22 protein-coding genes are annotated in these 26,175 nt (G+C 39.5%); 19 read left to right on the top strand and 3 right to left on the bottom strand.

Annotated features, from left to right (window positions below):
- Nucleotides 1-22: 22 nt before the first annotated feature.
- Nucleotides 23-1,012, bottom strand: a complete 990-nt coding sequence (gene hemB, locus ACI7T6_RS00315; protein ID WP_404665609.1) for a porphobilinogen synthase — start codon at nt 1,010-1,012, stop codon at nt 23-25.
- 248 nt (nt 1,013-1,260) lie between these two features.
- On the opposite strand from hemB, the gene ACI7T6_RS00310 reads away from it, so the two are divergent.
- The 4 genes from ACI7T6_RS00310 (at nt 1,261) to ACI7T6_RS00295 (ending at nt 6,640) form a co-directional block, all read left to right on the top strand.
- Nucleotides 1,261-2,904: an FAD-dependent thymidylate synthase gene (locus ACI7T6_RS00310; protein ID WP_404665608.1), complete on the top strand. Its 1,644-nt coding sequence runs from the start codon at nt 1,261-1,263 to the stop codon at nt 2,902-2,904.
- A 135-nt stretch (nt 2,905-3,039) separates the two neighbouring features.
- Nucleotides 3,040-5,025 carry an excinuclease ABC subunit UvrB gene (uvrB, locus tag ACI7T6_RS00305; protein ID WP_404665607.1) on the top strand — a complete coding sequence of 662 codons (1,986 nt, stop codon included), beginning with the start codon at nt 3,040-3,042 and terminating at the stop codon, nt 5,023-5,025.
- A gap of 263 nt (nt 5,026-5,288) precedes the next feature.
- Entirely contained in the window at nt 5,289-5,555 is a 267-nt protein-coding gene (locus tag ACI7T6_RS00300; RefSeq protein WP_404665606.1) for a hypothetical protein, read from the top strand.
- Between the two features lie 302 nt (nt 5,556-5,857).
- Nucleotides 5,858-6,640 (top strand): sulfotransferase domain-containing protein, encoded by a 783-nt coding sequence (locus tag ACI7T6_RS00295; RefSeq protein ID WP_404665605.1) that lies wholly within the window; start codon nt 5,858-5,860, stop codon nt 6,638-6,640.
- A 210-nt stretch (nt 6,641-6,850) separates the two neighbouring features.
- On the opposite strand, the gene ACI7T6_RS00290 is transcribed toward ACI7T6_RS00295, so the two are convergent.
- Nucleotides 6,851-9,541, bottom strand: a complete 2,691-nt coding sequence (locus ACI7T6_RS00290) for a patatin-like phospholipase family protein (protein ID WP_404665604.1) — start codon at nt 9,539-9,541, stop codon at nt 6,851-6,853.
- Nucleotides 9,542-9,771: 230 nt separating this feature from the next.
- Nucleotides 9,772-12,276, bottom strand: coding sequence for a type I DNA topoisomerase (topA, locus tag ACI7T6_RS00285; RefSeq protein ID WP_404665603.1), 2,505 nt, complete (start codon nt 12,274-12,276; stop codon nt 9,772-9,774).
- A 259-nt stretch (nt 12,277-12,535) separates the two neighbouring features.
- On the opposite strand from topA, the gene ACI7T6_RS00280 reads away from it, so the two are divergent.
- The 15 genes from ACI7T6_RS00280 to ACI7T6_RS00210 all read left to right on the top strand — a co-directional run bounded on the left by ACI7T6_RS00280 (nt 12,536) and on the right by ACI7T6_RS00210 (nt 26,065).
- Entirely contained in the window at nt 12,536-13,609 is a 1,074-nt protein-coding gene (locus ACI7T6_RS00280) for a glycosyltransferase family 32 protein (protein WP_404665602.1), read from the top strand.
- Nucleotides 13,610-13,627: 18 nt separating this feature from the next.
- Nucleotides 13,628-14,338: a hypothetical protein gene (locus ACI7T6_RS00275; protein ID WP_404665601.1), complete on the top strand. Its 711-nt coding sequence runs from the start codon at nt 13,628-13,630 to the stop codon at nt 14,336-14,338.
- A gap of 148 nt (nt 14,339-14,486) precedes the next feature.
- Entirely contained in the window at nt 14,487-15,092 is a 606-nt protein-coding gene (locus ACI7T6_RS00270; RefSeq protein ID WP_404665600.1) for an ATP-dependent Clp protease proteolytic subunit, read from the top strand.
- A gap of 24 nt (nt 15,093-15,116) precedes the next feature.
- Nucleotides 15,117-16,340 carry an ATP-dependent Clp protease ATP-binding subunit ClpX gene (gene clpX, locus ACI7T6_RS00265; protein ID WP_404665599.1) on the top strand — a complete coding sequence of 408 codons (1,224 nt, stop codon included), beginning with the start codon at nt 15,117-15,119 and terminating at the stop codon, nt 16,338-16,340.
- Between the two features lie 146 nt (nt 16,341-16,486).
- Nucleotides 16,487-16,879, top strand: a complete 393-nt coding sequence (locus ACI7T6_RS00260) for a type III secretion system chaperone (RefSeq protein ID WP_404665598.1) — start codon at nt 16,487-16,489, stop codon at nt 16,877-16,879.
- A 15-nt stretch (nt 16,880-16,894) separates the two neighbouring features.
- On the top strand, nt 16,895-18,604 hold the full coding sequence (gene sctD / locus ACI7T6_RS00255; protein WP_404665597.1) for a type III secretion system inner membrane ring subunit SctD: 1,710 nt from the start codon (nt 16,895-16,897) through the stop codon (nt 18,602-18,604).
- A gap of 17 nt (nt 18,605-18,621) precedes the next feature.
- Entirely contained in the window at nt 18,622-18,858 is a 237-nt protein-coding gene (locus tag ACI7T6_RS00250) for a DUF5398 family protein (protein ID WP_404665596.1), read from the top strand.
- Nucleotides 18,859-18,866: 8 nt separating this feature from the next.
- On the top strand, nt 18,867-19,115 hold the full coding sequence (locus ACI7T6_RS00245; protein ID WP_404665595.1) for a hypothetical protein: 249 nt from the start codon (nt 18,867-18,869) through the stop codon (nt 19,113-19,115).
- Nucleotides 19,116-19,143: 28 nt separating this feature from the next.
- Nucleotides 19,144-19,599 (top strand): tetratricopeptide repeat protein, encoded by a 456-nt coding sequence (locus tag ACI7T6_RS00240; RefSeq protein ID WP_404665594.1) that lies wholly within the window; start codon nt 19,144-19,146, stop codon nt 19,597-19,599.
- Nucleotides 19,596-20,213 (top strand): hypothetical protein, encoded by a 618-nt coding sequence (locus ACI7T6_RS00235; RefSeq protein WP_404665593.1) that lies wholly within the window; start codon nt 19,596-19,598, stop codon nt 20,211-20,213. The genes ACI7T6_RS00240 and ACI7T6_RS00235 overlap by 4 nt, the downstream gene beginning before the upstream one ends.
- 21 nt (nt 20,214-20,234) lie before the next feature.
- Nucleotides 20,235-21,551 carry a type III secretion system ATPase SctN gene (gene sctN, locus ACI7T6_RS00230; protein WP_404665592.1) on the top strand — a complete coding sequence of 439 codons (1,317 nt, stop codon included), beginning with the start codon at nt 20,235-20,237 and terminating at the stop codon, nt 21,549-21,551.
- Nucleotides 21,548-22,054 carry a type III secretion T3S chaperone gene (locus ACI7T6_RS00225; RefSeq protein WP_404665591.1) on the top strand — a complete coding sequence of 169 codons (507 nt, stop codon included), beginning with the start codon at nt 21,548-21,550 and terminating at the stop codon, nt 22,052-22,054. The genes sctN and ACI7T6_RS00225 overlap by 4 nt, the downstream gene beginning before the upstream one ends.
- Complete coding sequence (locus tag ACI7T6_RS00220) at nt 22,047-22,970, top strand: hypothetical protein (RefSeq protein ID WP_404665590.1); 924 nt, start codon at nt 22,047-22,049, stop codon at nt 22,968-22,970. The genes ACI7T6_RS00225 and ACI7T6_RS00220 overlap by 8 nt, the downstream gene beginning before the upstream one ends.
- Before the next feature lie 311 nt (nt 22,971-23,281).
- The gene (locus tag ACI7T6_RS00215; protein WP_404665589.1) at nt 23,282-24,505 is read left to right on the top strand and encodes a hypothetical protein; all 1,224 of its coding nucleotides are present in this window, start codon (nt 23,282-23,284) and stop codon (nt 24,503-24,505) included.
- Nucleotides 24,506-24,508: 3 nt separating this feature from the next.
- Nucleotides 24,509-26,065 carry a protein kinase domain-containing protein gene (locus ACI7T6_RS00210; RefSeq protein ID WP_404665588.1) on the top strand — a complete coding sequence of 519 codons (1,557 nt, stop codon included), beginning with the start codon at nt 24,509-24,511 and terminating at the stop codon, nt 26,063-26,065.
- Nucleotides 26,066-26,175: the final 110 nt, after the last annotated feature.

The following is a 26,175-nucleotide window of genomic DNA, read 5'->3' as shown; positions in this document are numbered from 1 at the left end:
TTGAAATTTTTTTACATATTTTTTAAAAACAGACTTTATGCATTTTTAATGCAAGAATATGATCAACCGCGTAGGTGAAGATAAAATCAGATCCTGCTCTTTTAATGCAAAGAAGCTGCTCATAAAGCACAGATGAGGCATCTAAAAGCCCCTCTTTTGCCCCGGCCATAACCGCTGCATACTCACCGCTGACATGATAGCTACAGATAGGAAGTAACACCTCTTGACGGAGCCTATAGATGATATCAAGATAACTTGTAGCTGGCTTAATCATCACCATATCAGCCCCTTCTTCTATATCAAGCCGTGCCTGCCTTAACGCTTCTCTTGCGTTCGCAGGACTGAGTTGATAGCTTTTTTTATCCCCCTGAGTTAACTTCGATCCTACGGTATCTCTAAAAGGCGCATATAGAGAAGAGCTATACTTCGCAGAGTAGGCTAAAATGCTGGTATCAATCAAACCGTTTTGATCCAGCGTCTTTCGAATGGAGAGGATACGGCCATCCATCATATCACTAGGAGCTACAATATCCGATCCTGAAGAGGCATAGCGATAGGCCATCTTGCATAAAATTGCAACCGTTGGATCATTAAGAACATAGCCGTCCTGGTTAATCACTCCATCATGTCCATGAGAGGTAAAAGGGTCTAAGGCAATATCTGTGATGATACAAAGAGAGGGGAGTTCTTTTTTGAGAAGCTCTACAGCTTTTAAAATCACATTATGAGGACTTAACGCATAAGACCCTTCTAAATCTTTTAAAGACGCTTCAATCACAGGAAAAAGAGCAAGCGCCATCACTCCTAGCTTGTGGTAGTAGGCAGCTCTTTTAAGTAATACATCAACTGTCATGAGAAAATTCCCTGGAATGTGAGGAATTTCTTGTTCTTTTTTCTCCCCTTCGATGATAAAACACGGCATCACTAAATCAGAAATGTGTAGAGTTGTTTCCTCTATAAGTTGCCGAATAGAGGCAGTTTTACGATTACGGCGGGCCCTAATTGTCAGCATGATCATCCCCTTTTGGCTGTAGTTTTCTTTCTAACAAAAAAAAACTTATTCACCAAGAGTTATGCCCCTCTATGGGAATCTTCTAGAGAATTTACATGTTTTCAAAAGAGTATCAAGGGGTAAAGGTTCTATCTTAAGTGCCCCTAGTGGTATTTTTACTTGAAAGAGGAGTGTAATTCTGTCACTCTAAAGGGATAAGAGTACAAATTCAACCTGTAATAACCGGCAAATGTCTTAAAGGGATGCTTATGATTGAAGATTATGAAGAGTTCTCAGAAGGTCAACTCAAAATTCTAAATCACTATGTAACAAATACCACAAGTAATGTCTTTGTCTTAAAAAATCTCCCTGAGGTCATTAAAGGGGCTTTATTTTCTAGATATTCGAGATCAGCGCTTGGGTTAAGATCACTTCTTCTCAAAGATTTTATCCTCAATGAAGAGACAAACTTTGGAGCTATTTCAGGACTCTCTTCTGAAGAAGACACCCTTGATAGTCAGCAGCAATCAGTTGCCATTAAAAAGGCGCAAAATTTCTATGACCGTATTTTAGACGGTTATGGCGATGACTCCATCGGAGAGCTAGGAGGCGCGCATCTTGCTTTAGAAAACATCTCGATGCTGGCTGCAAAAGCTGTTGAAGATTGCAGGATTGGAGGGTCTCCTCTTGAAAAATCAACCCGTTATATTTACTTTGATCAAAAGCTGAAAGGAGAATATCTCTTTTTTAGGGAACCTATCTTAATGACCTCAGCTTATAGAGAGCTTTATGTTAATACCTGTAACTACCTGTTTGATTGTTATTCAAAACTGATCGCTCCTTTGACAGAGGTGATGGAGCAAAAATTCCCTAAAGACCCTTCCATCTCTCAAGGAGCTTATACAGCAGCGATGAGAGCTAAAGTTCTCGACTGCTTAAGAGGGCTTCTTCCAGCTAGCACTCTTACCAATATGGGTGTCTACGGCAATGGTCGTTTTTTTGAAAAATGGCTGCAAAAATCTGAAGCGTCATCTCTTACAGAGTTCCAAGATATGGCTAAAAAGTCTTACCAAGAGCTCTCAAGCGTCATACCTTCTTTCATCAGGAGAGCAGAACCGTCTCACTACTCTTATAAAAATTTTCAGCAGTTTACCCAGCAACTAGACCAAAACCTCTCTAACGTCTCAAAGCATCATGTAGGCTCTTTAGGAAAAATGCAAAAACCAGGTGTGAGACTGGTGCATTACGACCCTACAAGCCCAGCTAAAGTAGCTGCAGCTCTGTTATTTCCTCATAGTGATAGAGGTCTTTTAGAACTAGAAGCTTACTGCCAAACACTTTCTCAAGAAGCGCTCTCTGAAATTCTAGAAGCTGCAAGCGGGGTAAGAGATAACAGAAGACATAAATCTCCAAGAGCGTTAGAACATGCGACTTTCACCTTTGAAATGTTAGCTGATTTTGGCGTCTACCGTGATCTACAAAGACACCGTATGCTCACACAAGATCGGCAGCTTCTCACCTGTGATTTTAGCTACTATCTTCCTGAAGAACTTATTGGAACATCCATGGGAGAGACCTACATGGAAGCGATGGAAGTGGCAAAAAAAGCGTTTGATACCATTGTGCAAGAGTTTCCTGAGGAAGCGCAGTATGTCGTTCCCATGGCTTATAATATCCATTGGTATTTTCATGTGAATCTGCGGTCACTGCAGTGGCTCTGTGAGCTTAGGTCATCACCTGCTGGTCACCCTGGATACCGCCGTATTGCTCAAGAACTAGCAAGTCAAGTCTCTTCTGTCTGCCCCTTCTTTGAAACCTTTTTCAAATTTGTCGACTATGAAGGGTATGATCTAGGAAGACTTAACCAAGAGATTAGAAGCCATCAAAAAAAAGAGCAGCTCAATTCTAATTAACTCTTTTTTTAAGCCCAGCTTAATAAAAAATATACCTTAAGTATCAGCTTCCTTTTCCTAAAAAGAACAGGGAAGCTCTCTTGAATTTTTGCATGATCTTGGCTATTCTAGCTAATCTTTTAATGATGAGGATGTATGTTTAAGCTGCGCACCCAATTTGAGCCAAAAGGCGATCAACCTCAAGCCATTCGAGAGCTCTCTGATGGTATTATACAAAATAGAAAATCGCAAGTGCTCCTAGGGATCACAGGCTCTGGAAAAACATTTACCATGGCTAATGTGATTCAAAAGGTGCAAAGACCAGCTCTTATCTTAGCGCATAATAAAACCCTTGCAGCTCAGCTCTATCAAGAATTTAAAGCGTTCTTCCCTGAAAATGCTGTTGAGTACTTTGTTTCGTATTACGACTACTATCAACCAGAAGCGTACATCGCAAGAACAGACACCTACATCGAAAAAGATATGGCCATTAACGATCAGATTGACAGGATGAGGCTCTCTGCTACTAGGTCACTTTTAGAAAGACCTGATGTGATTATCATCGCCTCTGTCTCTTGCATTTACGGTCTTGGTCTTCCTGAATACTTTAGCGAGATGAAGCTCTCTTTAAAAGTAGGTGACATTAGAGAACGTGATGATATCTTACTTCACCTTGTGCAAATGCACCACACAAGAAGTGATTATGAAATTGCACGGGGAACTTTCCGCGTAAGAGGGGACGTCCTTGAGGTGATGCCAGCTTATGAAGAAGACATTGCCTACCGTATTGAGTTCTTTGGTAATGACATTGAAAGAATATCTCTCATTGACCCTCTTACAGGACAAGTGTTAGGACGTCAGCAAGAGCTCTCTATCTATCCCGGCTCTCACCACGTGACTCCAGATGAAGTGAGACTTAAAGCGTTAGAGACGATTCCAGCAGAGTTAGAATCAAGATCCGCTTTTTTCCAAGATAACAATAAATTCATTGAGCATCAACGGATTACCGAAAGAACGAAATACGATCTTGAAATGATCAAAAATGTGGGCTTTTGTAAAGGGATTGAAAACTACTCAAGACATTTTAGCGGAAAAGCAGCAGGAGAGCCTCCTGCTTGCCTCCTGGATTATTTCCCTCCCGATTTTATGATTTTTGTAGATGAGTCCCATCAAACAATGCCTCAAATCCATGCAATGTATAATGGAGACCAAGCTAGAAAACGGGCGCTCATTGACTTTGGGTTTAGACTCCCCTCAGCACTAGATAACCGCCCTTTAAAATTTGAAGAGTTTTATAAAAAAATACCTCAGGTGATCTATGTTTCAGCAACACCCGGAGCCTGGGAAGTGAGTGAAGCAGAAGGGATTGTAGCGCAGCAAATCATCCGGCCAACAGGGCTCTTAGATCCCATCATTGAGGTAAAACCTGCTACGTATCAAGTAGATGACGCTCTTGAGCAAATTCGTCAAAATACAGCTCAAGGAGGAAAAACCCTTGTCACTACCCTCACAAAAAAGTTAGCCGAAGATTTAACCGGCTATCTCAAAGAAATTGGACTAAAGGCTAGATACCTTCACTCTGATATTGTGACACTTGAGCGCGTTCAGATCATTAACGAGCTCCGTAAAGGTACAATTGATGTACTAGTCGGTATTAATCTTTTAAGAGAAGGACTTGATATTCCTGAGGTATCCCTAGTCACGATTCTAGATGCTGATAAAGAAGGGTTTTTAAGAAGTGAGACAGCGCTCATCCAAACGTGCGGAAGAGCAGCTAGAAATGCTGAGGGAAGAGTCATCATGTATGCTGATAAAATGACTAAATCGATTGAAGCCACTCTTCGTATCACGAAAGAGAGAAGAGAGATCCAAATGCGGTATAATGAAGAGCACGGCATCACCCCAAGATCAACAAACCGGATGGAGGCTCAAGATTTAGCTAGAACCTTTGGAGAGGTGATTGATGAGCTTCCTCAAGAAGAAAAACCTGAAAAAGGGCTTATCACCCCAGAAGAAATTGATGCTAAAATTGATTTCTATAAAAAAGAAATGAAAATAGCTGCTAAAGAACTCAGGTTTGAAGATGCTGCAAAACTGAGAGATCTCCTTCATCAATATGAGCAACTTCAATTGATTGAATAGCCTTTTTAACAAAAATAAGTAATTGTTTAAATACCCTTCTTGAGAGGGGCAAAACAAGCTATAAATTTATTTAAATCGTCATTTTTTTATCGAAAGCTTTATAAAAAAGCTATGAGAAAATATTTTTTTAAGAAAATGAGGAGATATCTGAATGGCTACATTAAAACTCTCTAAATAAGAGATCAGGTAAGGAAGGGATATTTGTTCTAGTGGCATTGAAAATTTTTTGAAAAAATCTCCCCTTTCTGCTAAAATTTGAATGTATGAACTTCCCTGAATTCACTTATGATCAGCTAGTTGCCTTACTTAAGCATCAAAGTAAAATGATATTTGAACAAGATCAAATGATTAAACGGCTTGAGAAAAAAATTGCCAAATTCGAAGGAACAGTCACACCCCATTCCCCAAATAGTACTCCGCTCACTTCTATTGATCAAAAAGATGTGAAGGATGCTCCTAAGAAAAAAAGACAGCCTAAAGCTAGGTCATCTAAGGGATCATTACCCCTTATTTTGAAAAAATCCAAATAGCTCATCTTAGTTTAAGCTTAAAGTAGATCACCACTCCTTTCATACGAAAATAAAATATTTTTTATAATTACATCTTAATACTTTTAGGCTTCATAAAACCCCTCTTTTAAACCATTAAGCTTTAGGCCAAGATAAAGAAAATACTATATCGTTTCAGATATTTTTATTGTAAAGCTCCTGGCTTAAGCAAGTCAATTATACTCCTTACCTTTTCCCTTAAAATCAGAGATCTCATTGACACAAAGCATCTTAAAATTCATAATTTAATTATTTCTCTTAATCATGAAAAAAAGGGGTCTTTTTTGAAAACACGATGGATCCAAACTATAATATTTTTCATCTTCCTATGCTCTGCAAGGGCTAGCTTTTGCTCGTTTGAATCTCATGAGCCCATTTTACTCATCCCTCTTGAGAAGTCAGCCAGTGTCTATATCACAAAAACATTAGCCTCTTCTTTAAAAAGAAAGATATTCATTATTTCTGATGAAAATGTGTATCCCAGACAAGATATTGTTGAAAGCCGGTTAAAGCTGCTTGTGAAAGAAAAAGGGGTAGCAAGAGAGCATCTCAAAGCGAGCTCTCATAATTTAGATCTTCTTAAAAAATACAATATTAAAGTGCTTTTTCATGTAAGAGATTTAAGGCAGCATGTGATTTCTTTGGCTCATCACCAACTTGATCGAAAAGCGTATCCAGATATCGTAAGACTCTATCAAAAAAGAGGGTGTGATATCTCTTCTTGGACTTTGCAAAACTTTATCGAAGCGATCATCACCTATCTTCCAGAAACCGTTGAGATCATGAAGGGTTGGATAAAAGTGCATAAAGAACAGAAGATACCCATACTCATCACCTCATATGAGGACTTTTCTGATGCAGGCGCTCTTTTTTTTGATAAAATATTTCATTTTTACTCTATTCCCCCAAAAGCGATTTCTCTTTGTAAACTCCCTAAAACCTCGTATTACCATTTTAGGAAAGGGACAAAAAATGAGTGGAAAACAGCTCTTTCTATAGAGCAACAAAAACGGATTGAGAAAATCATACCGGATGAATTCTTTGATTTCTTTGGATGGGAAAAATAAACCTGTAAGCGTAGCTTCTTATTCTATCACGCATCAGGGCATAAAACCCCTTAAAGCTTATTGAATATTTAAACTTCTTTACAGCTCTTCTTTTAAGGAAAAAGGTCAAAAAGATCTCTTCTCAGCAGGTGGAATCTACCCTGTAGTAGAAAAAGAGTGTATTTAAATCTATACACCCTTTTTCTATATAATAAATTATTTTTATTACGGTTAAAAATCCCGTTCTTTTTGAAGAATCTGACTATATTCATCTTGAAGAAATTTTTTCATAAAAACTTTTCCTAACTGAATTTCTTCTTCCTTCTCATGGGCTTTAAAGTTAAAATTAAAAGGGTTCAATTGAAGAGGAAGATTGATTACAACTGTTCGATCTGAAAAATCTACAGGAAGTTTTTGCTGTAACTGTTTGGCATCTTGATAGAGCTGCGCTATTTGGTCTTTAAAATAGCTGCTTGTTACATCAAATCCCTCTTGTAAAAAAGAGGATTGTGCATTTAAGACAAATCCCTTAGGAGAAGTCTTTTTTTGGGTATCTTTATCTACCGTCTCTAAAGGTTTATCTTGAAATACGCTTCCATCGATAAACCTTTCATTCACACCTGTTGTAATGATAGAGCTTCCTTTTTCTTTAAATCGAAGAGAGTGCGGTTCAAAAAGAAAAGGAATCGAAAGAGCTGCTCTTAGAGCATCTGAAATAATCGCTTGGTTATAGGAGGATGAAAGAGATGACTGATGTGTCCCTTCATCTTCCTGAAGATCTTGATATCCAAAAATCACTGTTTTAGGTTTTTTTGCATTCAGCAAAGCCCCTGAAATAAATAGTTCTTTAAATTTCTCAGGATGATTTTGACGCTTTTCATCAAGTTCTTCAAATGTACAATGGGAAATCCCTGTTGCCTTAGCGACTAATGATTCTAGAAAATGGGTTAGCTGGTCTCCTCTACTCATCCCTCTTACAGATACTTTATCCTGAAAAACCCTAGAAACCAGTTGTTCTAAAGTTTGAATATTGCGTGTATCATGCACTTCACGTAATGTTTCATTAGAAAAAAATGTCATCTTATTCAGTGAAAGATCTCCCTTAGCTCCATAGAGATCAATAAAATCTTGAAATAGGGTGGTTGAAGAAGAGATTTGAGCTGTATAGGGTTGAATCATTTTAGCAAATTTTTGACTTGCTTCACCTGAAGGACATTCTAAAAAATTGAGGAGATTAAAATCGTTTAAAATCGTGATGATTTCTTCTGACGTGTACCCGACTGCTTGAAGCGTTGCTATAAGAGCTCCTGTAGAGACTCCAGCTACACGCCTCACTTCACGAAAAAAGCCCGATTCTGTCCCCTGCTTGATCACTTCAGTCATTGCCCTTGCAGAAACTCCAGAGCTTGGCCAAATGATCTGCTGAGGAAGGGTCTTTAAACATTGAGTACTGAGCCCTTGATTCTCTTTCTGTTTTGCCTCTATATCTTTGAGAAATGCATACTCTTTGAGAATATCTGCATGACGTGCCTCTGAATATTGAGAAGAATCATTTAGGTACCGCTCATAGGAAGTAAAAACTGAAAATCCTGCAGGATTTTTAGCATTAATATCTGCACCTAAAAAAACCAGAAATTTGATCTTCTCTCTTGCTTTTGCCGAATCTGGATAGAAATAATTTGATAATTCTTTATACACACCTGAATCAAATACAACATCTTGCAGGAGAAGAATTTTCATTGCCTTTAGATCACTCAGCCTAGAGGCTAACTTTAAGGGAGTATCACCATTTACCTCTTCACTCATCATGCCATGCGCTTCCTCTGCATGGTGCTGAAATAAATACTCTAGTACTTCATACTGTCCATGTTGAATAGCAAGATGAAGTGGATTACCCCAACGACTTTTCCGATAGAAAGAAAAAGGATATTTATAATGCGTATTAGGATTAAGCCGCCTCCTCTCTAAAATGCGGCTCCCTTCTTGCATTAAATCTTGAGGAAAAGGGTCTTTATAAGGATGATTTTGTTTAAATTCCTTCAGTAAAAAATCAAGAACCGGAATTTGTCCTTTCATGATAGCAAGATGGTAACACTCAATTCTACCCCATACTGATTCCCAATCTAAGAGCGCTAAGTGATTTTCCCTTTTCATCCTTTGAAGAAAAGGGAGGTGCCCTCCCTCAATCGCATAGTGGATAGGAGCTAGACCTTTGGCATCTCTTGAAAACACCTCTGTACTAGGAAGATAGGAATAGATTTGCCAAGCACCTCTAGAAGCAACAAAATGGAAAAGGCTTTTTTGATCGGCTGTTTTTTCTAAGAGTAACTCTTTATCAAAGGCTCTAAATTTAAATATTTCATTTAGTTTTTCTAATGAGGCGTACTGAACGACATATTGAGGTAAATTTAACCCCTCTGAACTCTTTGCAATTTGCCAAAAAGGGTCTTGAAGCAATTCTTTTGAAATTTGAATAGTAGAGATCATTTTCTGAAAAATATTCTCATTCATCTTTTGATCATGAGGACCACACTGACTAAGATCTAGGAATTCCTCACTCTCCCTCGCATGCTCTCTAGGGTTAAGAGAAGGTTGCATATCATTTTGAATCTCTAAGCTCTGAAGAATATTTTGAGCAGCACAGGTTTCATACGCTGCCACCCCAGGGATTAGAGATGAAATTTCATGATACAATATAGAGACTTGATTAAAGCAACCTTTTGCTAATACAGTCACAGAATCTATCAAAGGTTTAAGAATTTTTTCCCCAACTACTTCAGGAAGTGTTTTGAAAATACGGGTGACACTACCATTTAAATCTTCTGTTAAATGCGCTGAAGACACATCATAAATTAAGTTTGGCTCGCAATAAATCGGAACTGAAACTGTTCCATTTAAACCGAAGAAGGGTTGAATGACCATCAATGACTCCAGACTGTTTTAAGCAAATCCTATATTTTCATTAAAAATCGTGACTTCGCTCCCTCATCTACAAGAAAGGAATGGATTCTCACTATTTCTTATTGATTAAAATATATGCTTGGAATTGAAGATATCTGATAGAAGATTTTTTTGCACCTCCAATGAAATGAGGCATTGTTTAAATGAAAGAGCCTTGAATTTCTCTTCAAGACTCTTTTATAGGAAAGATATTACTCAAAATGCGGCTTAAGCACTTTAGCAAGCTGCATCATATCAATCGGCTCTTTTGAGCCAAATACTTTGGCAAGTTGCTCATCTGGAACAATTTTCCTCTTATTTTGAGGATCTTGTAAGCTATGTTCTTTGATATAGCTCCAGATCTTTTTCGTTACATCCCCTCTTGAGCTTACATCACCTACAACTGATTTCAGATCGTCTGAAATGACAAAACCTTTAGAAGAAGAAGCCCCTTTTCCTTTTTTTCCTTTTTTAGGAGATACGATATAAGGGGTTTTCGGGTGATTGACATACTTAGTAGAGAGTTCATCTAAGTGATTAACAATCACATTACAAGCTGGATAGTTAGAGCAGGAGAAAAACGGTTTTCCAAACCGAGATTTTCGTTGAACGATTTTCCCATCACATCCAATTGCAACACAAGGTGTTGAAGAGGTCATTTGAGGATCATCTTTCTTTAAGATATTCACAATGCCTCTACATTTAGGGTAGTTTTCACACCCTAAAAAGGGGCCAAATTTTCCAAACCGAAGCTTCATCCCTTGCTGACATTGAGGGCATTTTTGATCCCAATCAAAATCCGGGGCATACTCTTCTTTATTAAAATCTAGCGCCTCAACAGCTGTTGTATAAGCGCATTCAGGGTAGTTTGAGCAGCCGTAGAAGTATTTATTGCGCGACCAAATTTTTTGCAGCTTATGTTGACACTGAGGGCAGTCTAAATCGGTGAGTTCTTTAGGAACAAACGCCTCTTTTTCAGCACTTTCAACTGTGGGGATAAAGTCGTTCCAAAACGCTTTAAGAAGCGCTTTCCACTCCACCTTATTCTCTGCAATCTGCTCAAGCGAGTCTTCCATATTCGCTGTAAAGCTTACATCCATGATTTGCTTAAAGTTATCCTCTAACATTTTTGCAATCACGCGGCCAAGTTCTGTAGGCTTAATCGTCCCTTTTTCCTTTGTAGTATAATCGCGGCTTTGGATCTTTTGCATGATCGCAGCATAGGTAGATGGCCTTCCAATCCCTAGCTGCTCAAGTTCTTTTACAAGAGATGCCTCTGTAAATCTAGCAGGGGGTTTGGTAAACGATTGAGTTGTTTTGACTTTTTGAAGATTTAAAGGCTCTCCAATGGTTAAAGGAGGAAGGAGTGAAGACTCTTTTTCCGCATCTAAAAGCTTATCTTCTCTCTCTTCATAGACCGCTAAAAAGCCAGGAAATTTAAGCTGCGAGCCCGTTGATCTTAGCATAATGTGATCACTTGCTAAGATATCACATGAGACGGTGTCATAAATAGCTGGGTTCATTTGCGAGGCGACAAAACGGCGCCAAATGAGTTGATACAGCTTGAATTGATCTGAGGTGAGATACCGCTCGATTTTTTCAGGAGGGTGCTGAAGCGTTGAGGGTCTAATGGCTTCGTGGGCATCTTGCGCGCTTTTTTTAGTGGAAAATTGCCTTCCTTCAGAAGGGAGATACTCTTTACCATAGGTATTTACAATATACTTTCTCACCGCTGTAATCATTTCAGGAACAACCCGGACAGAGTCGGTACGCATATAGGTAATTAACCCCTCAGAGCCGTCTTGTCCAAGTTCAACCCCTTCATAAAGCGTTTGCGCAATGTTCATCGTTCTAGTTGCTGAAAAACCAAAATGGCGGCTAGCTTCTTGCTGAAGTGTGGAGGTGATAAAAGGGGCAACAGGATTGCGTCTTTTTTCTTTCTTATCTAAAGAATCGACTTTAAATTGAGACTTTTCTAGACGCGCCTCTATTAGCTTTGCAATCTTTTCATTGGAGATGAGATAAACATCTTTCCCCTCAATCAGTTCCTTCTCAACTTTTTTACCATCCACACTGATGACAGACGCTTTAAGATCGTGCTGATCCTTTAAGGTTTTAAAGAGCCCCTCAATGGACCAATATTCTACAGGTTTAAACGCTTCAATTGCCTTTTCCCGGTCAACAACGAGTTTAAGAGCAACAGATTGCACCCTTCCAGCAGATAAGCCGCCTTCTCGTTTACCTTGAACTCTTCTTGTTAAAATCGGAGAAATTTTATATCCCACAATACGGTCTAAAAGCCTTCTTGTTTGCTGCGCATCTACAAGGGCTTGATCAATATCTCTTGGATGACTAAGCGCCTCTAAAACAGCCTCTTTTGTAATCGCGTTAAACGTCACTCGCTTTGTTTCTGTTTTAGGAGGAAGTATGGATAAAATATGCCACGCAATCGCCTCTCCCTCCCTATCCGGGTCAGGAGATAGATAGACAATATCTGCAGCTTTTGCGGCCTTTTTCAGCCGGCTAATCACATCTTTTTTATCATCTAATACAACATATTCAGGCTCAAAATCATTTTGGATATCAATCCCAAACCCCCGTTTAGGAAGATCTCTAATGTGGCCAACAGATGACTCAAATGTGTAATTAGAGCCTAAAAATTTCCGCAGCGTTTTAATTTTGGCTGGGGATTCAACAATAATAAGTGCTTTTTTCATCGATTAAAAATAAATTATTTTATTGTTAATATCATTAAACCACGATTTCGCGCAAGTTAACAACAAATTTGCCACTCTATTTTGTTTTGAAAAACCTGAAGATCATTATGCAAAGAGAGGCTCTTTTGAAAAAAATATATACCCACTAAACCGTTTACTTTCTCTAGGGAGAATCTGCTTTTTTTCAGCTCTCTATTTTTTATAATTTTGACTTTAATCATAATTCAGCTATTTTTTTCAGCAAATGGTAAGGAAGGACATGATGTGTAAAGCAAAGAAGTGGCTGTGGAAAGTTGCGCTCACTCTTCTCGTAAGCTGCTCTTCTCAAGAAGAGAGCTCTCTTCATCTCGATTTTGAAACGCTCATGGGGCATAAGCTTCCCACATGGAATTACCATATTCAAACCCCAGAAGATTTTGATAACCTTCACTTCTTTAAACAGATCTATGAGAAAAATATCCCTTTTCTCAAGATGAAATCGACCATGTTCTATGTGCCTAAAATCATCCATTTTATTTGGCTGGGGCCTAGACCCTTTCCAAGAGAGTCTTTAGATAATATCCGGTCTTGGATTGCAAAACACCCTGACTGGACGATCAAATTTTGGACAGATAGGGATATGCCGCTTCCTCATAAACAACTGCAGCTATGTAAAATCCAAGATTTGCAGTTTATTGCGCTCTTAGACTGTTATAAAAAGTCAGACAATTATGCAGAAAAATCTGATCTTTTAAGATATGAGATACTCTATCAAGAAGGAGGCATTTATGCAGATCACGATGTGAAGTGCTTTCAAACATTTGAGCCTCTTTGTAAAGCGTTTGATTTCTACTGCGGGATGGAAATACCCTCTTCTTCTTCTTTTGCCTCGTCTGTACTCCCTGCTAATAACATCTTGGGAGCAAGACCTGGCCATCCGATTTTTAAAAAAGCCATGGAGTGGCTAAGTGACGAGTGGGACCGTATTGAGCTTGAGTTTCCAGGGAAAGATCGGGATTCGATTATCAACCGCGTGACACACCGCACATTATTTGCTCTTGAACTTGCGTTTAAGCAAGCGTCTAATCAAGACAGCAATAGAGATATTGCACTCCCAACTTTTTATTTTAACGCTCCAGAAGATCACCTCTCTATTTTTTCTAGACATCTCTACCGCGGAACATGGTTTGAAAATGAGACAGAGTTTGAAAAGCTCACCAATAAAAAAATTAAAAAGATCTCTAAAAAAGCAGATAAAGTACTCCTTGCTTTTGCGGCCTTTTCCTTCATTAATATTACAGGGATGACTCTCCTTTGGATTAAATATAGAAGTTTAAGGCGTCATCAGGAATAACTTCAGGGTGATTGGAGAGTGACGTTAAAAAACAGTGAGCTAAAAGCACTCTTTCAAAGAGGGTTTATTCCAGGCCCTTTTGAAACAGAAGAGGAGTTTAAAAAAAGAGTGCAGCGCCGCCCCCCTCTTCATCTTCCAGAGTGGGAAAAAGTCGCCCCTTATCTTCAAAAGCAGTGGGGATTTTCTATCAACTGGGTCCCTGTGATCTACAGTAAAAAATCCCTTTTTATCTGGGAAGGAGCAGCTTTTTGGAGCGGGGGTGATGAGGTTCCTTGTGTTCAAATCCGTCCCTTTTTATCTCAGCATGAGCTCTTTACAAAACAGCTACTACCCATTCTCTCTCATGAAGCTGTTCATGCAGCAAGAGAGACATTTCACGAACCTTTTTTTGAAGAGCGTCTAGCTTATCACTTCTCCTCTTCCTCTTTAGAAAAATGGGTCTCTCCCCTCTTCCAAAAAATCTATGAACTCCCCATTTTTGCTCTATTGATCGCTCTTTTCCCTTTGACTCCTCTCATCAGCTCTTTTGGGTTACTCTTTTTTGTCCTGAGACTCTCTTTAAGACATCTTGTCTTTCATTTGGCTTTAAAAAGAGCTTCTCTTCCCATCCTTCTTTGCTTAAGAGATCAAGAGATATTTGCTATTTCTTTACCTAAATATACCCTCTCCTTTGATGGCTCTTTAAGGCATCACATGATTAAAGCTCTAAGCCCCTCTTTTTTCTCTTAGCTTTAAGTCTTAAGACTCCATTTCTCTTAAAAACCAGGGAGCATGCAAATAAATCTAGACGCAGAAATAGGAAAAGTATAAAAACGGTTTCATCAAAATCATACCGAACTCTAAACTAGATAACATAGATCAACTCAAAAGGACCCGTATGTACCAAGTTCCTTATGTCATCGAAGACACAGGCCGCGGCGAAAGAGCCATGGACATTTTTTCAAGACTTCTGAAAGATAGAATTATTTTTATTGGAACGGAGATCAATGACGCTGTTGCCAATAACGTCATTGCGCAGTTGTTATTTCTTAAAGCTGAAGATCCCAAAAAAGATATCAGCATTTATATCAACTCTCCTGGGGGCTACATCTCTTCTGGTCTGGCTATCTATGATACCATGAAGTTTGCAGGGTGCGATATTAACACCTATTGCATCGGTCAAGCAGCGTCGATGGGATCTCTTCTTTTAGCAGCGGGGACGAAGGGGAAAAGATTTGCTCTTCCTAACAGCCGTGTGATGATTCACCAGCCAGCTGGCGGTATTACAGGAACATCTGCAGATATTGCTGTACAAGCGCAAGAAATTTTAGAAATGAAAAAAATCACAACGAAAATTTTAAGTGAATGTACAGGAAAAACAATTGAACAAATCACCAAAGATTCCGACAGAGATTTTTACATGAATCCTGAGCAAGCTCTTGCTTACGGTATCATCGATAAAGCGCTTTATAGCACACCTAAAGTACTGCCTGGACCTGCATAAATTATTTACTACTTAAGAGATTTCATGACTAAACCTAAACAAAGCCAACAACCTGCCACCTGTTCTTTCTGCGGAAGATCTGAAGAGGCCGTTGACAAACTCATCTCAGGCCCTCAAGCTTTTATTTGCGATCGTTGCGCAAGACTGTGCATGGATATTGTAGAAAAAAAACCGCTCTCTCATGAGTTCAATCTTTTAAAACCCAAAGAAATCAAAGAAAAACTTGATGAGTATGTGATTGGGCAAGAAAGAGCCAAAATCACCATTGCAGTAGCTGTTTATAACCACTATAAGAGAATCAGGTCTCTCAGTAAAGATAGCGGCATCCCTTACAGTAAGTCTAATGTGCTTCTTTTAGGGCCAACAGGTTCTGGAAAAACGCTCATGGCAAAGACACTTGCAAAAATTTTAGATGTTCCTTTTGCCATTGCTGATGCGACGACTTTAACAGAGGCTGGATATGTGGGAGAAGATGTGGAAAACATCATACTCCGTCTTGTTCAATCAGCTGATTACGATATTGAGCGGGCTGAAATCGGGATTATCTACATCGATGAAATTGATAAACTCAGGAAAACAACCAGCAATGTCTCCATTACAAGAGATGTCTCTGGAGAAGGTGTTCAGCAAGCACTTCTTAAAATTGTGGAAGGCACGCTTTCTAATGTCCCTCCTAAAGGAGGAAGAAAGCATCCTAACCAAGAGTACATCAAAGTGAATACAGAAAATATTCTCTTTATCGTAGGAGGAGCGTTTGTTCACCTTGATAAAATTGTAGCAAAACGGTTAGGAAAAGGGGTGATTGGATTTGGATCAGAGGAAAACCAAGAGGTGCATTCTGAAGAGACCAATTATCTTCTTTCTAAAGTAGAAGCTGATGATTTGAAACAGTTTGGACTCATCCCTGAGTTTGTAGGCCGTTTTAATAGCATTGCTAACTGCAATGAGCTCACAGTGGACGATCTGGTTAAGATTTTAACAGAGCCTAAAAATGCGATCGTTAAGCAGTATCAGCAGCTCTTTGCTGAAGAAGATGTGTTGCTGAATTTCACCCCTGACTCTCTAAGAGCTATGGCAGAAAAAGCAAAAGAGACAGGAACGGGTGCTAGAGCGCTTCACATGACCGTTGAAAAGCTTCTTCTTCAACTCATGTATGATGTGCCCTCAGATCCATCCATCCAGGAGATTACCATCACAGAAGAGTGCATCACGAAGGACGCCCTTCCTCTCATTCGAAGATCTGTTTAACCTTGAGAAGACGCCTCTTTTCACCCAAGGGGGCGTCTTGAGGTGTGTAGGCTTCTATCCTCACCTCTTGACTTTATCGTGATAAAAAGAGGTTTTGATTGATTTTTTATCATAGGAAGATTACAAAGATAGCCAGGAAATCTCTAATGCTTGAAACTCATATTGCTTATTTATTTGAAGAACTAGGACTCGGAAGTACTCCCTCTTTTGATCCAAATGGGGTCCTTATTTTTCCCCTTGAAGGGTTTGATATTCACATTGTGAAGCAATCTCTTGGAGTTCATATTGTATCTAAGCTTGCTCCCCTTCCCAAGAAGAATCAAGAAACGTTTCTCTTAAGACTCCTCCAAGCCAATTTTCTAGGACAAGGAACAGGCAATAATGTGCTGGGATTAAGTGATGATGAAACAACCTTAACTCTCTCTCTTTATCTCCCTGAGCACACCAATTTATCCACCTTAAAAGAGGGTTTGGAACAAATAGCCAATTACACAAGCTATTGGAAAGATGAAATTACTCAACATGAAGCAGGAAATTAGGATACAATAGTCAACATGTCTGGATATTTAATTGCAGAAGAAGGTCCCCTCGCAGGTCTTAACCTAAATTTAGAAGAGGGTGTAGAATGGATCGTTGGAAGAGACCCCGATGAGGTTTCTATTGTTCTCGAAGACCCTATGGTGTCCCGTAAACATGCGGTATTGCGTTTAACCCCTGAAGGGTTTACCTTAGAAAATTTGAGTCATGTTAACCCTGTCATGAGAAACGGCGTGGAAGTGTTAGATCCTATCTCTCTTTTTGAAGGCGATTTAATTCAAATCGGAAACACGTTATTTCGATTTTCTGAGCATCAAGAGATGACAGAGTCTCATGACTCTTTCTCCTTTGAGCAGGGAGAAGATTTAGCCCATTTATCTCACCCTACTTCTGTCGATTCCAGATGGATGATTAAAGTCGCTTCTGGACCCAACTCTGGAGCTGAATTTCAGATGGCCTACGGCAAGAGTTATGTGATTGGAAAAGATGCTGAAATGTGCGATATCTTACTTCAAGACTTAAGCGTATCAAGACAGCACGCCAAAATCCATGTCGATAAGCAAGGCAAACTCTTCATTGAAGATTTAGACAGCCGGAATAAAACGGTGGTTAGAGGTGAGCCTGTTGTAGACATCTTAGAGCTTAAATCTCAAGATCTTGTGACACTCGGAACCACTGTCATCATGGTGATTGATCAAGAGCAAGATTTAGAGACAATGGTATCAGCTCTTCCTCCTTCTATAAAAGAAGAAGAAGAAGTCACTCCTCCTCCTAGAGAAGAGCCCAAAGAAATTCCTCCTCAAACATGGAGAGATATCATCTTATCGAAAAAACAAATCGCGCTTGGAATTTTAGGAATCACGCTCCTTCTCACCTTGTTTGCAGGTATGATTTCTCTTTTTCAAGAAGAGCATCTTCAAAAGCCTCCTAAACATGAAAGTGAACAGATCCAAGAGATCACAGCTAACTACCCAGCGATTCAGTTTTCTTATAATGAAGGATCAAGAAAACTCTTCATTACAGGACATGTTCTTTTACCGGTAGAAAAACAAGAGCTCATCTATCAACTAAGCGGTCTTTCTTTCTTAAACACGCTTGATGATCAATCGGTTGTGATCGATGAACTTGTGTGGGAAAATATGAACGCTCTTCTCATGACAAATCCTGAATGGCAAGGGGTGTCTATTTTTTCTAAACAGCCCGGAAAATTTATCATTAGAGGCTACTTGCAAACAGCTGAAGAGTCTCAAAATCTTACTGACTATTTAAACATCAACTTTCCTTATCTTGATAAACTAGAAAATGAGGTCATTATTGAAAGTACGCTCTTAACGCAAATCCAAAGTTTACTTCTCGATAAAGGGTTTAATAACGTCGCGTATCAACTCATGGATGGAGATCTCATTCTCTCAGGAAGAATTGATGCGAAAGATAGTGCCGAATTTGATCTTCTAACACTCCATTTAAAGCAGCTGTCTGGGATTAAAGATGTAAAAAATTATGTTGTCTCTACTAATGAATCCAGCTCTTTAGTGGACTTAAGTGCTGAGTACCGTATTACGGGATTCTCCAAAAAAGATGGGGAAAATCAGTTCGTAGTGATTAATGGAAAAATCCTCACTTTAGGAGATTTTCTCGATGGAATGGTCATCACGGCTATTTCCCCTTCGATGATTTTCTTAGAAAAAGATGGATTAAAATTTAAAATTCACTACAATCTGCAATAAAGAGTGAGGAAACAGGTATGTTCGGCCTAGAGAAAACAATCAGTCAAGGTTTTACATTTGATCTTGAGCAAGATTTGAAAAAAAATCCCTCTAAACTGCAGGAAACTTTAAAGCTTGCAGAGGAGAAGATTCAAACCCTAAAATCTCAGCTAAGAGAGGGAGCCTCTGGCCAAGAACTGGATCACTTAGGGACTTTGCTCCACGGCTATCTCGCATTACATAAAATTCTTAAACGTATTTCTTTAAAAAAATAGGAACGGTCATGTCAACTTCAAACTGGTGTACATTATCATTTACAGATCTCATTACAGGCTATAAGCAGGTTCAAAGCAGACTGACTTCAAGAGTCAAAGGGCTTGCAAGCAACATGTCTAACGCAACTCCTGGACAGTTCTTACTCATTCAATTCATGATGAGCCAAGTGACGCAAATTGGAGATTCGATTTCAAACTTGATTGGGCAGGTTCAATCGATGATCAATAACTCTGTCCGTAACCAAAAATCCAGCTAATTTTTAACCCCTTAACTTGAGAGGATGTATGTCAAAGTTACAGCTTTATAAAGATGATTTTGTTCTTCTCCTAGAAACAGGTTTTATTGCAGCTGGGCAAAGTGATGAAGACTCGGCTTCAAAACTCTTTAAATCAGCTCAGCTCTTAGATCCTCAAAACATGCTCCCTAAAGTGGGGTTTGGATATATTCATCTCCTCAAGCTTGAACTTAAAAAAGCGGCCTACTGCTTTGAGGAAATTTTAACGATAGAGCCTGACAATCAAATGGCAAAAACGCTTCTTGGCCTTGCCCTTTCTCTTCACGCGAAAGAAGTGGCTAAAGGGGAAAAGCTGTTAGAAGAAGTGCTGGAAGAGACAGAAGATACCTCTATCTCAAAAGTGGCAGCCACAACCCTTGATTTTATTGACCGCTTTGTCAAAAAGCAGCCGACTCCCTTAGAGGGCGTGCCTAAAAAATCTTCGAAGAAAGGATCTAAAAAATGACATCACGCTCTTATGATGTAGGCCAAACAGTAGCGCAGCGCTTAGAAGGAAACACGCAAAATTCAAATCCTGTAGGAAGACCTTTTAAGTCGTATATGGAAGAGTCTCCTAAAGTCAATTCCTCTTCTAACTCTGTGTTAAATCCGGCTCAAAATATACTGCAAAATCTTGGCAGTCCTTCTTGGGACTCTTTGATGAATCAAGTTAAGTCGTCTCAAACACTTCTTGGCGATCTCAATAACGATTTGAATAATAAAAATTTAAAATTCAAAAAATCTGAGCAAAACCTGATTAAACGGAAGTTAAAAACAGCAAGCTCCTACTTAAAATCTGCTGATGCAAAATTGCAAAAAGAGGCTCCTTCAGAAGCGTCTTTGCAAAAGCCTCTTCCTTTAGAGAAGTTAGCCGACTACATTGATGAAGGGCAATCGAATCTCTCTTCCGTTCAAAAAAAGCTCATGCAATTGATGAAGAAAGGGGATACACTAAACCCTGCAGATTTTTTACTTGTTCAGCTCAAACTCGCTCACGCTCAGCAAGAAATTGAATACACTTCAATGATGGTCTCTAAATTGACTGACGGCCTTAGAACAATGATGAATATTCAATTATAAAAGGTAATAAATACGGCATCTATGGAAAACAATCCCTATTTTGATAACCTCATTAACCACCTTGATGAAGTTGAACTGACAACTGTCCATGGACGCATTACCCAAGTGGTTGGCATGCTTATCCGGGCCATCATCCCTCAGGTGAAAGTGGGAGAAGTGTGCCTTATTAAACGAGAAAAAGAGCCTCTTCTTGCAGAAGTGGTCGGGTTTACAAAAGATGAAGTGATTTTATCTCCTCTAGGAGAAATGCACGGAATTGGCCCCTCTTCTGAAGTGATCCCGATGAAGATCGCTTTAAAAATTCCTGTTGGCCCTGGACTCTTGGGAAGAATTGTGGATGGACTGGGTAAGCCACTTGATGAAAAAACCAAAGGGCCTCTTCACTTAGAAGAGAGTTACCCCGTGATTAACACCCCTCCTCACCCATTAGAGCGGCAAATGATTACAGAGCCTCTTTCGACAGGGGTGCGGTGCATTGATGGGATTTTAACGGTCGGGAAAGGGCAAAGAGTGGGGATCTTTGCAGGTGCAGGTGTTGGAAAATCAACGCTTTTAGGGATGATTGCAAGATATGCAAAAGCCGATGTCAATGTGATTGCACTCATCGGGGAAAGGGGACGAGAGGTGAGAGAATTCATTGAGCATGACCTTGGAGAAGAGGGACTTAACCGCTCTGTGGTTGTGGTTTCAACCTCTGATCAACCGGCTCAAGCCCGTCTTAATGCAGCCTACGTTGGAACTGCTATTGCCGAGTATTTTAGAGATCAAGGGAAAAATGTCATTTTGATGATGGACTCTGTCACCCGTTTTGCAAGAGCGTTAAGAGAAGTTGGGCTAGCAGCTGGTGAGCCGCCTGCAAGAGCTGGTTTTACCCCTTCTGTCTTTGCCACACTTCCTCGTCTTTTAGAAAGATCGGGAAACTCTGATAAAGGCACCATCACAGCTTTTTATACCATCCTTGTCGCAGGAGATGATATGAATGAGCCAGTAGCTGATGAGGTTCGCTCGATCTTAGATGGACACATTGTTTTATCTAATGATCTTGCCAATCAGTACCATTTTCCCGCCATTGATGTGCTTCGCTCTGTTAGCCGGGTGCTGACTCAAATTGTTCCGAAAGACCATGTTCAATTGATTGGAAGAGTGAGAGAAGTGCTTTCCAATTATAAGAAAAATGAGCTTCTCATCCGCATTGGGGAATATAAAGCCGGCTCTGATAAGAATGCTGACTTTGCTATTAAATATGTCGATAGAGTAAATCAATTCTTAAAACAGCCTGTTAGTGAAGAATCCAGCTACAACCAAACAGTGGATCAACTGAAAATCCTTCTTCGATGAGCTCTCAAAAGTATCCTCTTAATCAACTCGTTGATATCAAAAATAGACGGCTTGAAGAAGCTGAAACTGTGTTACGGGCGAAAAAGCAGATCCTCTCTCAAGAAGAAGCTAAACAGCTTGAGCTTGAAAAACAAAGGGACACGGTTAAAGCTCACTATCAAGATAAACTCACTCAGCTAAGAGCTAAACTTGATGAAGGAACATCCAGTGTTAAAATCACGCAAATGAAGCAATACCTTAAAATGGTCTCTGAAAATTTGAGTGTCGAAGAAAATAAGGTGAAAGCGCAAATTAAAGTGGTTGAAAAAGCTGCGCAGGCTGTAGAGACCGCAAAACTTGATCTTTTTAAAAAGCAAAAAGATGTGGAAAAATTAAACCTTCATCAGAAAGAATGGAATAAGAAGACTCTTGAAGAGGAAATGAGAGTTGAAACTCTTGAAGAGGATGAAATGGGAAGCACCATGCACTACTTAAAACATCAAGAGAGTCAAACGCATGAGTAACATCACACACCCTTCAACAACCACGATTTCTCAAAATCCTCAAGCTGCAGAAGAATTTGTGAAACCTGATTCCACCCAGTTTCAAGACCTCATGAAAGTGAAAGAGTCTGAAGAAAAACAAAAAAAGAAAAAAAAGCGGCCTCAAGAGTTTGAAGAAGAGCAAAAAAGCGCATCCCGTACGCGCCTAGCAGCTGAAAATAAAAAAGTGAAATCCCTTAAAACTCAAAGCGATAGCACGCTAGAGAATAGGGGTTATAAAAGAGTGTTAAAAAGCACATTTTTAGAAGCTGCTGCAAAAGAGAGAGCGTTAAGAGAACTCTCTCAATCTCAAGAAAAAGAACTCTCACAAGCTAATATTTTAGAAGAAAAAGTCACTCTTTCTGAAACGGTATCTCTTCGTCAAGAAGAAGCGGTTGTCATGCAAGAAACTCCTCCCTTATCTCAACCCCTCCCCTTGCAGGCTTATTCTGAAACACCTCTTCAAAAAGAGCGAAAAAAACCTGTAACACCCGCAGCTCTTAATCCCCCACCTTCTCAAGAGCCTCTCCTTTTTTTCCTCTCTCCTCCGGCTGTTAAAGCTCCCACTTATACCCTCTTAAGCCCTGAAGCGCTTGCTCTCTTTGAGAAGATGGTCTCTGTGATGACTGTGATGCATACATCAGGGATTACAGAAACAACCATTCACCTCAATCCTGAAGAGTTTTCTTACTCCTCTTTTCAAGGGACGCAAATTGTCATCCGGGAATATAGCTCAGCTCCTTTGATGTATAATATCGAGCTTTTAGGAAACGCTGCAGCTGTGACGCTTTTCAAAAAAAACCTATCTTCCCTGGAAAACAGTTTTAAAGAGGGCAAACGGAAATATAAAATCAACCGTCTAGAAGTGTCTCTTCTTCCTCTTGCACAAAAAAACTAACTATTCTTTTTTACAAAAAAGAGTTTTTTCAAGCCATTTAGGCTCTTCTTAATTCTTATCCCATGATCATTGATCCCTAGAGGGATTTGTGTCACCCCTCTTTTTAAAATTTTAGACGATTGCCCTCCCACGCCAGCTTGAAGCTCTCTCCATTTTTTACCCTATAGAAAGTAGAGTGAGATGTTAAGAGAGGAGTATCTATTTTCCCTTAAACTTCAGAAGGACATTTAGGATGAAGTGCATTTTAATCTGCAATTCTTAGAGTCCTCTCTTTACAAATCTTTGAATTTTATATATGCTCACAGGCGCTTATGAATCAAATTCCTTATAACTGGACTCAGAGAGTTGAACTCTCTCTTAAAGACGCTTCTCTTCTTCCTGAAGAGGATAATTACTTTTCATTTCCTTGGAATCAAGCTGCAGAAAGTATTCAAGATGCCCTCCAGCTCTCTTCTTTAAAACTTAAGCCTACTAAACAAAAGTGGAAAAAGGCTTCCTCTTTTTTAAAGGGCATGGGAGAGAATCCTGTCATCTACACCTTTGAAGTGTACCCCCTTCAAGAAAAAATTTTTATTGTGCTCTCTCAAGAAGATGTTCTTAAACTCACCTCGACAGCGTTTTTTGCTGAAAACTCTCCTATTACACTATCTAGTCCTGAGCTTCGGCAAGGATTTTATCAATTTCTTCTCTTAAAGGTTTTACACGCTCTTGATCAGCTCTCCTGTTTAGCAAAAACTTCTCTTCGTATGTTGCAACCGGAATCTCTTCCACAAGATGAGGGCCTTTGTATCAATGTCCTCTCTGAAGTGAATGAAACTGTTTTAGAGGCAAGAGTCATCTGTTCTAGACCGCTTGTTAATGCTGCGAAAGAGTACGCTCCTTTACAAGAGCATTTTCTTCTTTCAGAAAAAATGGCCCCTCTTGAGCTCTCTCTTTCTAGAAGCATTGGAAAAACAGCACTTACCTCTTCAGCTCTAGACACTTTAGAAGTGGGAGATTTTGTGATTTTAGATGAGTGCTCCTTTGATCCTCTAAAAAAGCAAGGGATCTTTGTGGCAAGTTTAGGAAAACACCCTCTTTTTGAAGGGGGTGTTAATACGGAGCAGTCCACTTTAACAAAGTGTATCTTCACCACTTTAGAACCTGCTGTCCCCCTCAATCAGCCCCTTATAGACTCTCAGGTCTTCTTTGAGGAAAAGGTGAGCTCTGAAGATGTCATTGATATTGACGCAGTAGATTTAGAACTAGATTTAGATATAGAAGATGCGCCCTCTCAAGAAGAGCCGCTAGAAGAATCTGTGCCAGCTTCCTTACCCATTCCCGAGGTGCTACTCTCTTTAGAGTGTCACATAAGCCCTCTTACACTCTCCCTGCAAACTCTTTTACATTTACATCATGAAAAAACCCTAGATGAGAGCCCTACAAAGAGCGATGTTGTCACGTTAGTTCATGAAGGTAAACAGATTGCTCAAGGAGAGCTCATAAAGCTTGGGGAGATGGTAGGAGTCCGTATTTTAGAACGCTTCTCTATCTAATGTATGGAAGAGGAGAGGTTTTATAAACAACCCACTTTAGTTGAGTATAAATTCACTAAAATCCCTCTTTCTATCCCTTCTCAAATTGGCCCTTATAAAATCGACTCTTTCTTAAGTAAAGGAGGGATGAGTCTTCTTTATTTGGGCACTCACCCTGAAACAAAAGCTGTCATCGCGATTAAAGTGCTCTCTTTAGAGTATGTCAAAAGCCCTGAAATCATCAATCAGTTTCTCCATGAAGCCAAAATGATTGGACTCACCAATCATCCAAATATTGTCAAACTCTATGGTGAAGGAAAGTGGGAAGGGGGCGTTTATATTGCCATGGAATTTATTCGGGGGATATCTCTTCGGCAGTTCATTACACAACACTCCTTATCTATGAAAAAATCGCTAGATATTTTCATGCAGACAGCTCACGCTCTTGCGCACTTCCATGCTCACGGGGTGATTCATGGCGATTTAAAACCTGAAAACATTTTAATAACAGAAACTGGAGAGGTCAAAGTCATTGATTTTGGCATTGCAAAACTTCAGGAAGAGATTCAAAAAGAGGGAAAACAATCTTACCGAATGGGGACCCCTACCTATATGAGTCCTGAGCAAAAAGAAAATCCCCTGTCCATGAGTTTTGCCTCTGACATTTATGCGCTTGGAATCATTGGGTATGAACTTTTCATGGGGAAGCTCAGTTTTGGAGTGATCCATCTCTCTCAAATTCCCGGCGGCCTCCGTCCCATTTTAGAAAAAGCTTTGGCTATTTCTCTGAAAGGAAGATATGCAACTGTGCTTGAATTACTCTCTGATGTGTCTTATTATCTTAAATCAGGAGGTCTTGAAAAAGATAAACCTAGCCTAGATCAGGTAAAAGAAATACAGGAATCTCTTCAACACGCTAACCTCTTACTCTCTCCTCGGCTTCTAACTCCTACTTCATGTTATGAAGGAGCGATTGCAAAGCTCACGGTTCTTGGACAAACAACTCCTTATTTTGATGTCATTCGGCTTTCGAATGACACGCATGCTTTTATCTTAGCAGAGCCTAAAGTAGCAGGTCTTGAAACAGCTGTTTACTTAAGTTCACTAAGAGGAAGTATTAGAGCGTTACTTCTTACTTCAGAAAAGTTTGAGCTCTCTTCTTTTCTCTTTGAGCTGCAAAAGCTCATCCAATCAGACTTCTTGCATCAACACTACGCCTTTTCTTTTTTACTTTTAGATTCTTTGCAAGATGAGCTTAAGCTAGTTTGCTGTGATGAGTTTGCAACTCTTATGCATTTAACCCGTGGAAGAAATTCTCTTTGTAAACTTTCTAACAAAAATGGACCGCTTGGCGCTTATCATCAAAATGAGTGGCACATTACACGGGTTAAGTGGGAAGTTGGGGACACGCTTCTTTTTCACACCTTTCCTTCTTCTCTAGATTCTTTAGTCCAAAACACGTTACAAAACCTCTCTTATCACGCCCCTCAAAGTCAAGTGGATCATTTCATGAAAAAAATAACGCCTTCTCTTGGGGAAAAAAAACCTCATGTAGCCATTTCTATCCACCGTATTGGATAAATAATAAGCCGTATCTTTTTTACTCTCTTTTTTCTTATTGTTTATCAATAAAGAGTGTTAATGACTACAATACAGTTCATTTTTATTCATTTTATTTTAATCCAAATTAG

This window comes from Rhabdochlamydiaceae symbiont of Dictyostelium giganteum (assembly GCF_964291045.1).
Lineage (GTDB): Bacteria > Chlamydiota > Chlamydiia > Chlamydiales > Rhabdochlamydiaceae > PALSA-1444.
Note: the sequence above shows the minus strand (reverse complement) of the source record. Positions and strands in the feature narration are given on the sequence as shown.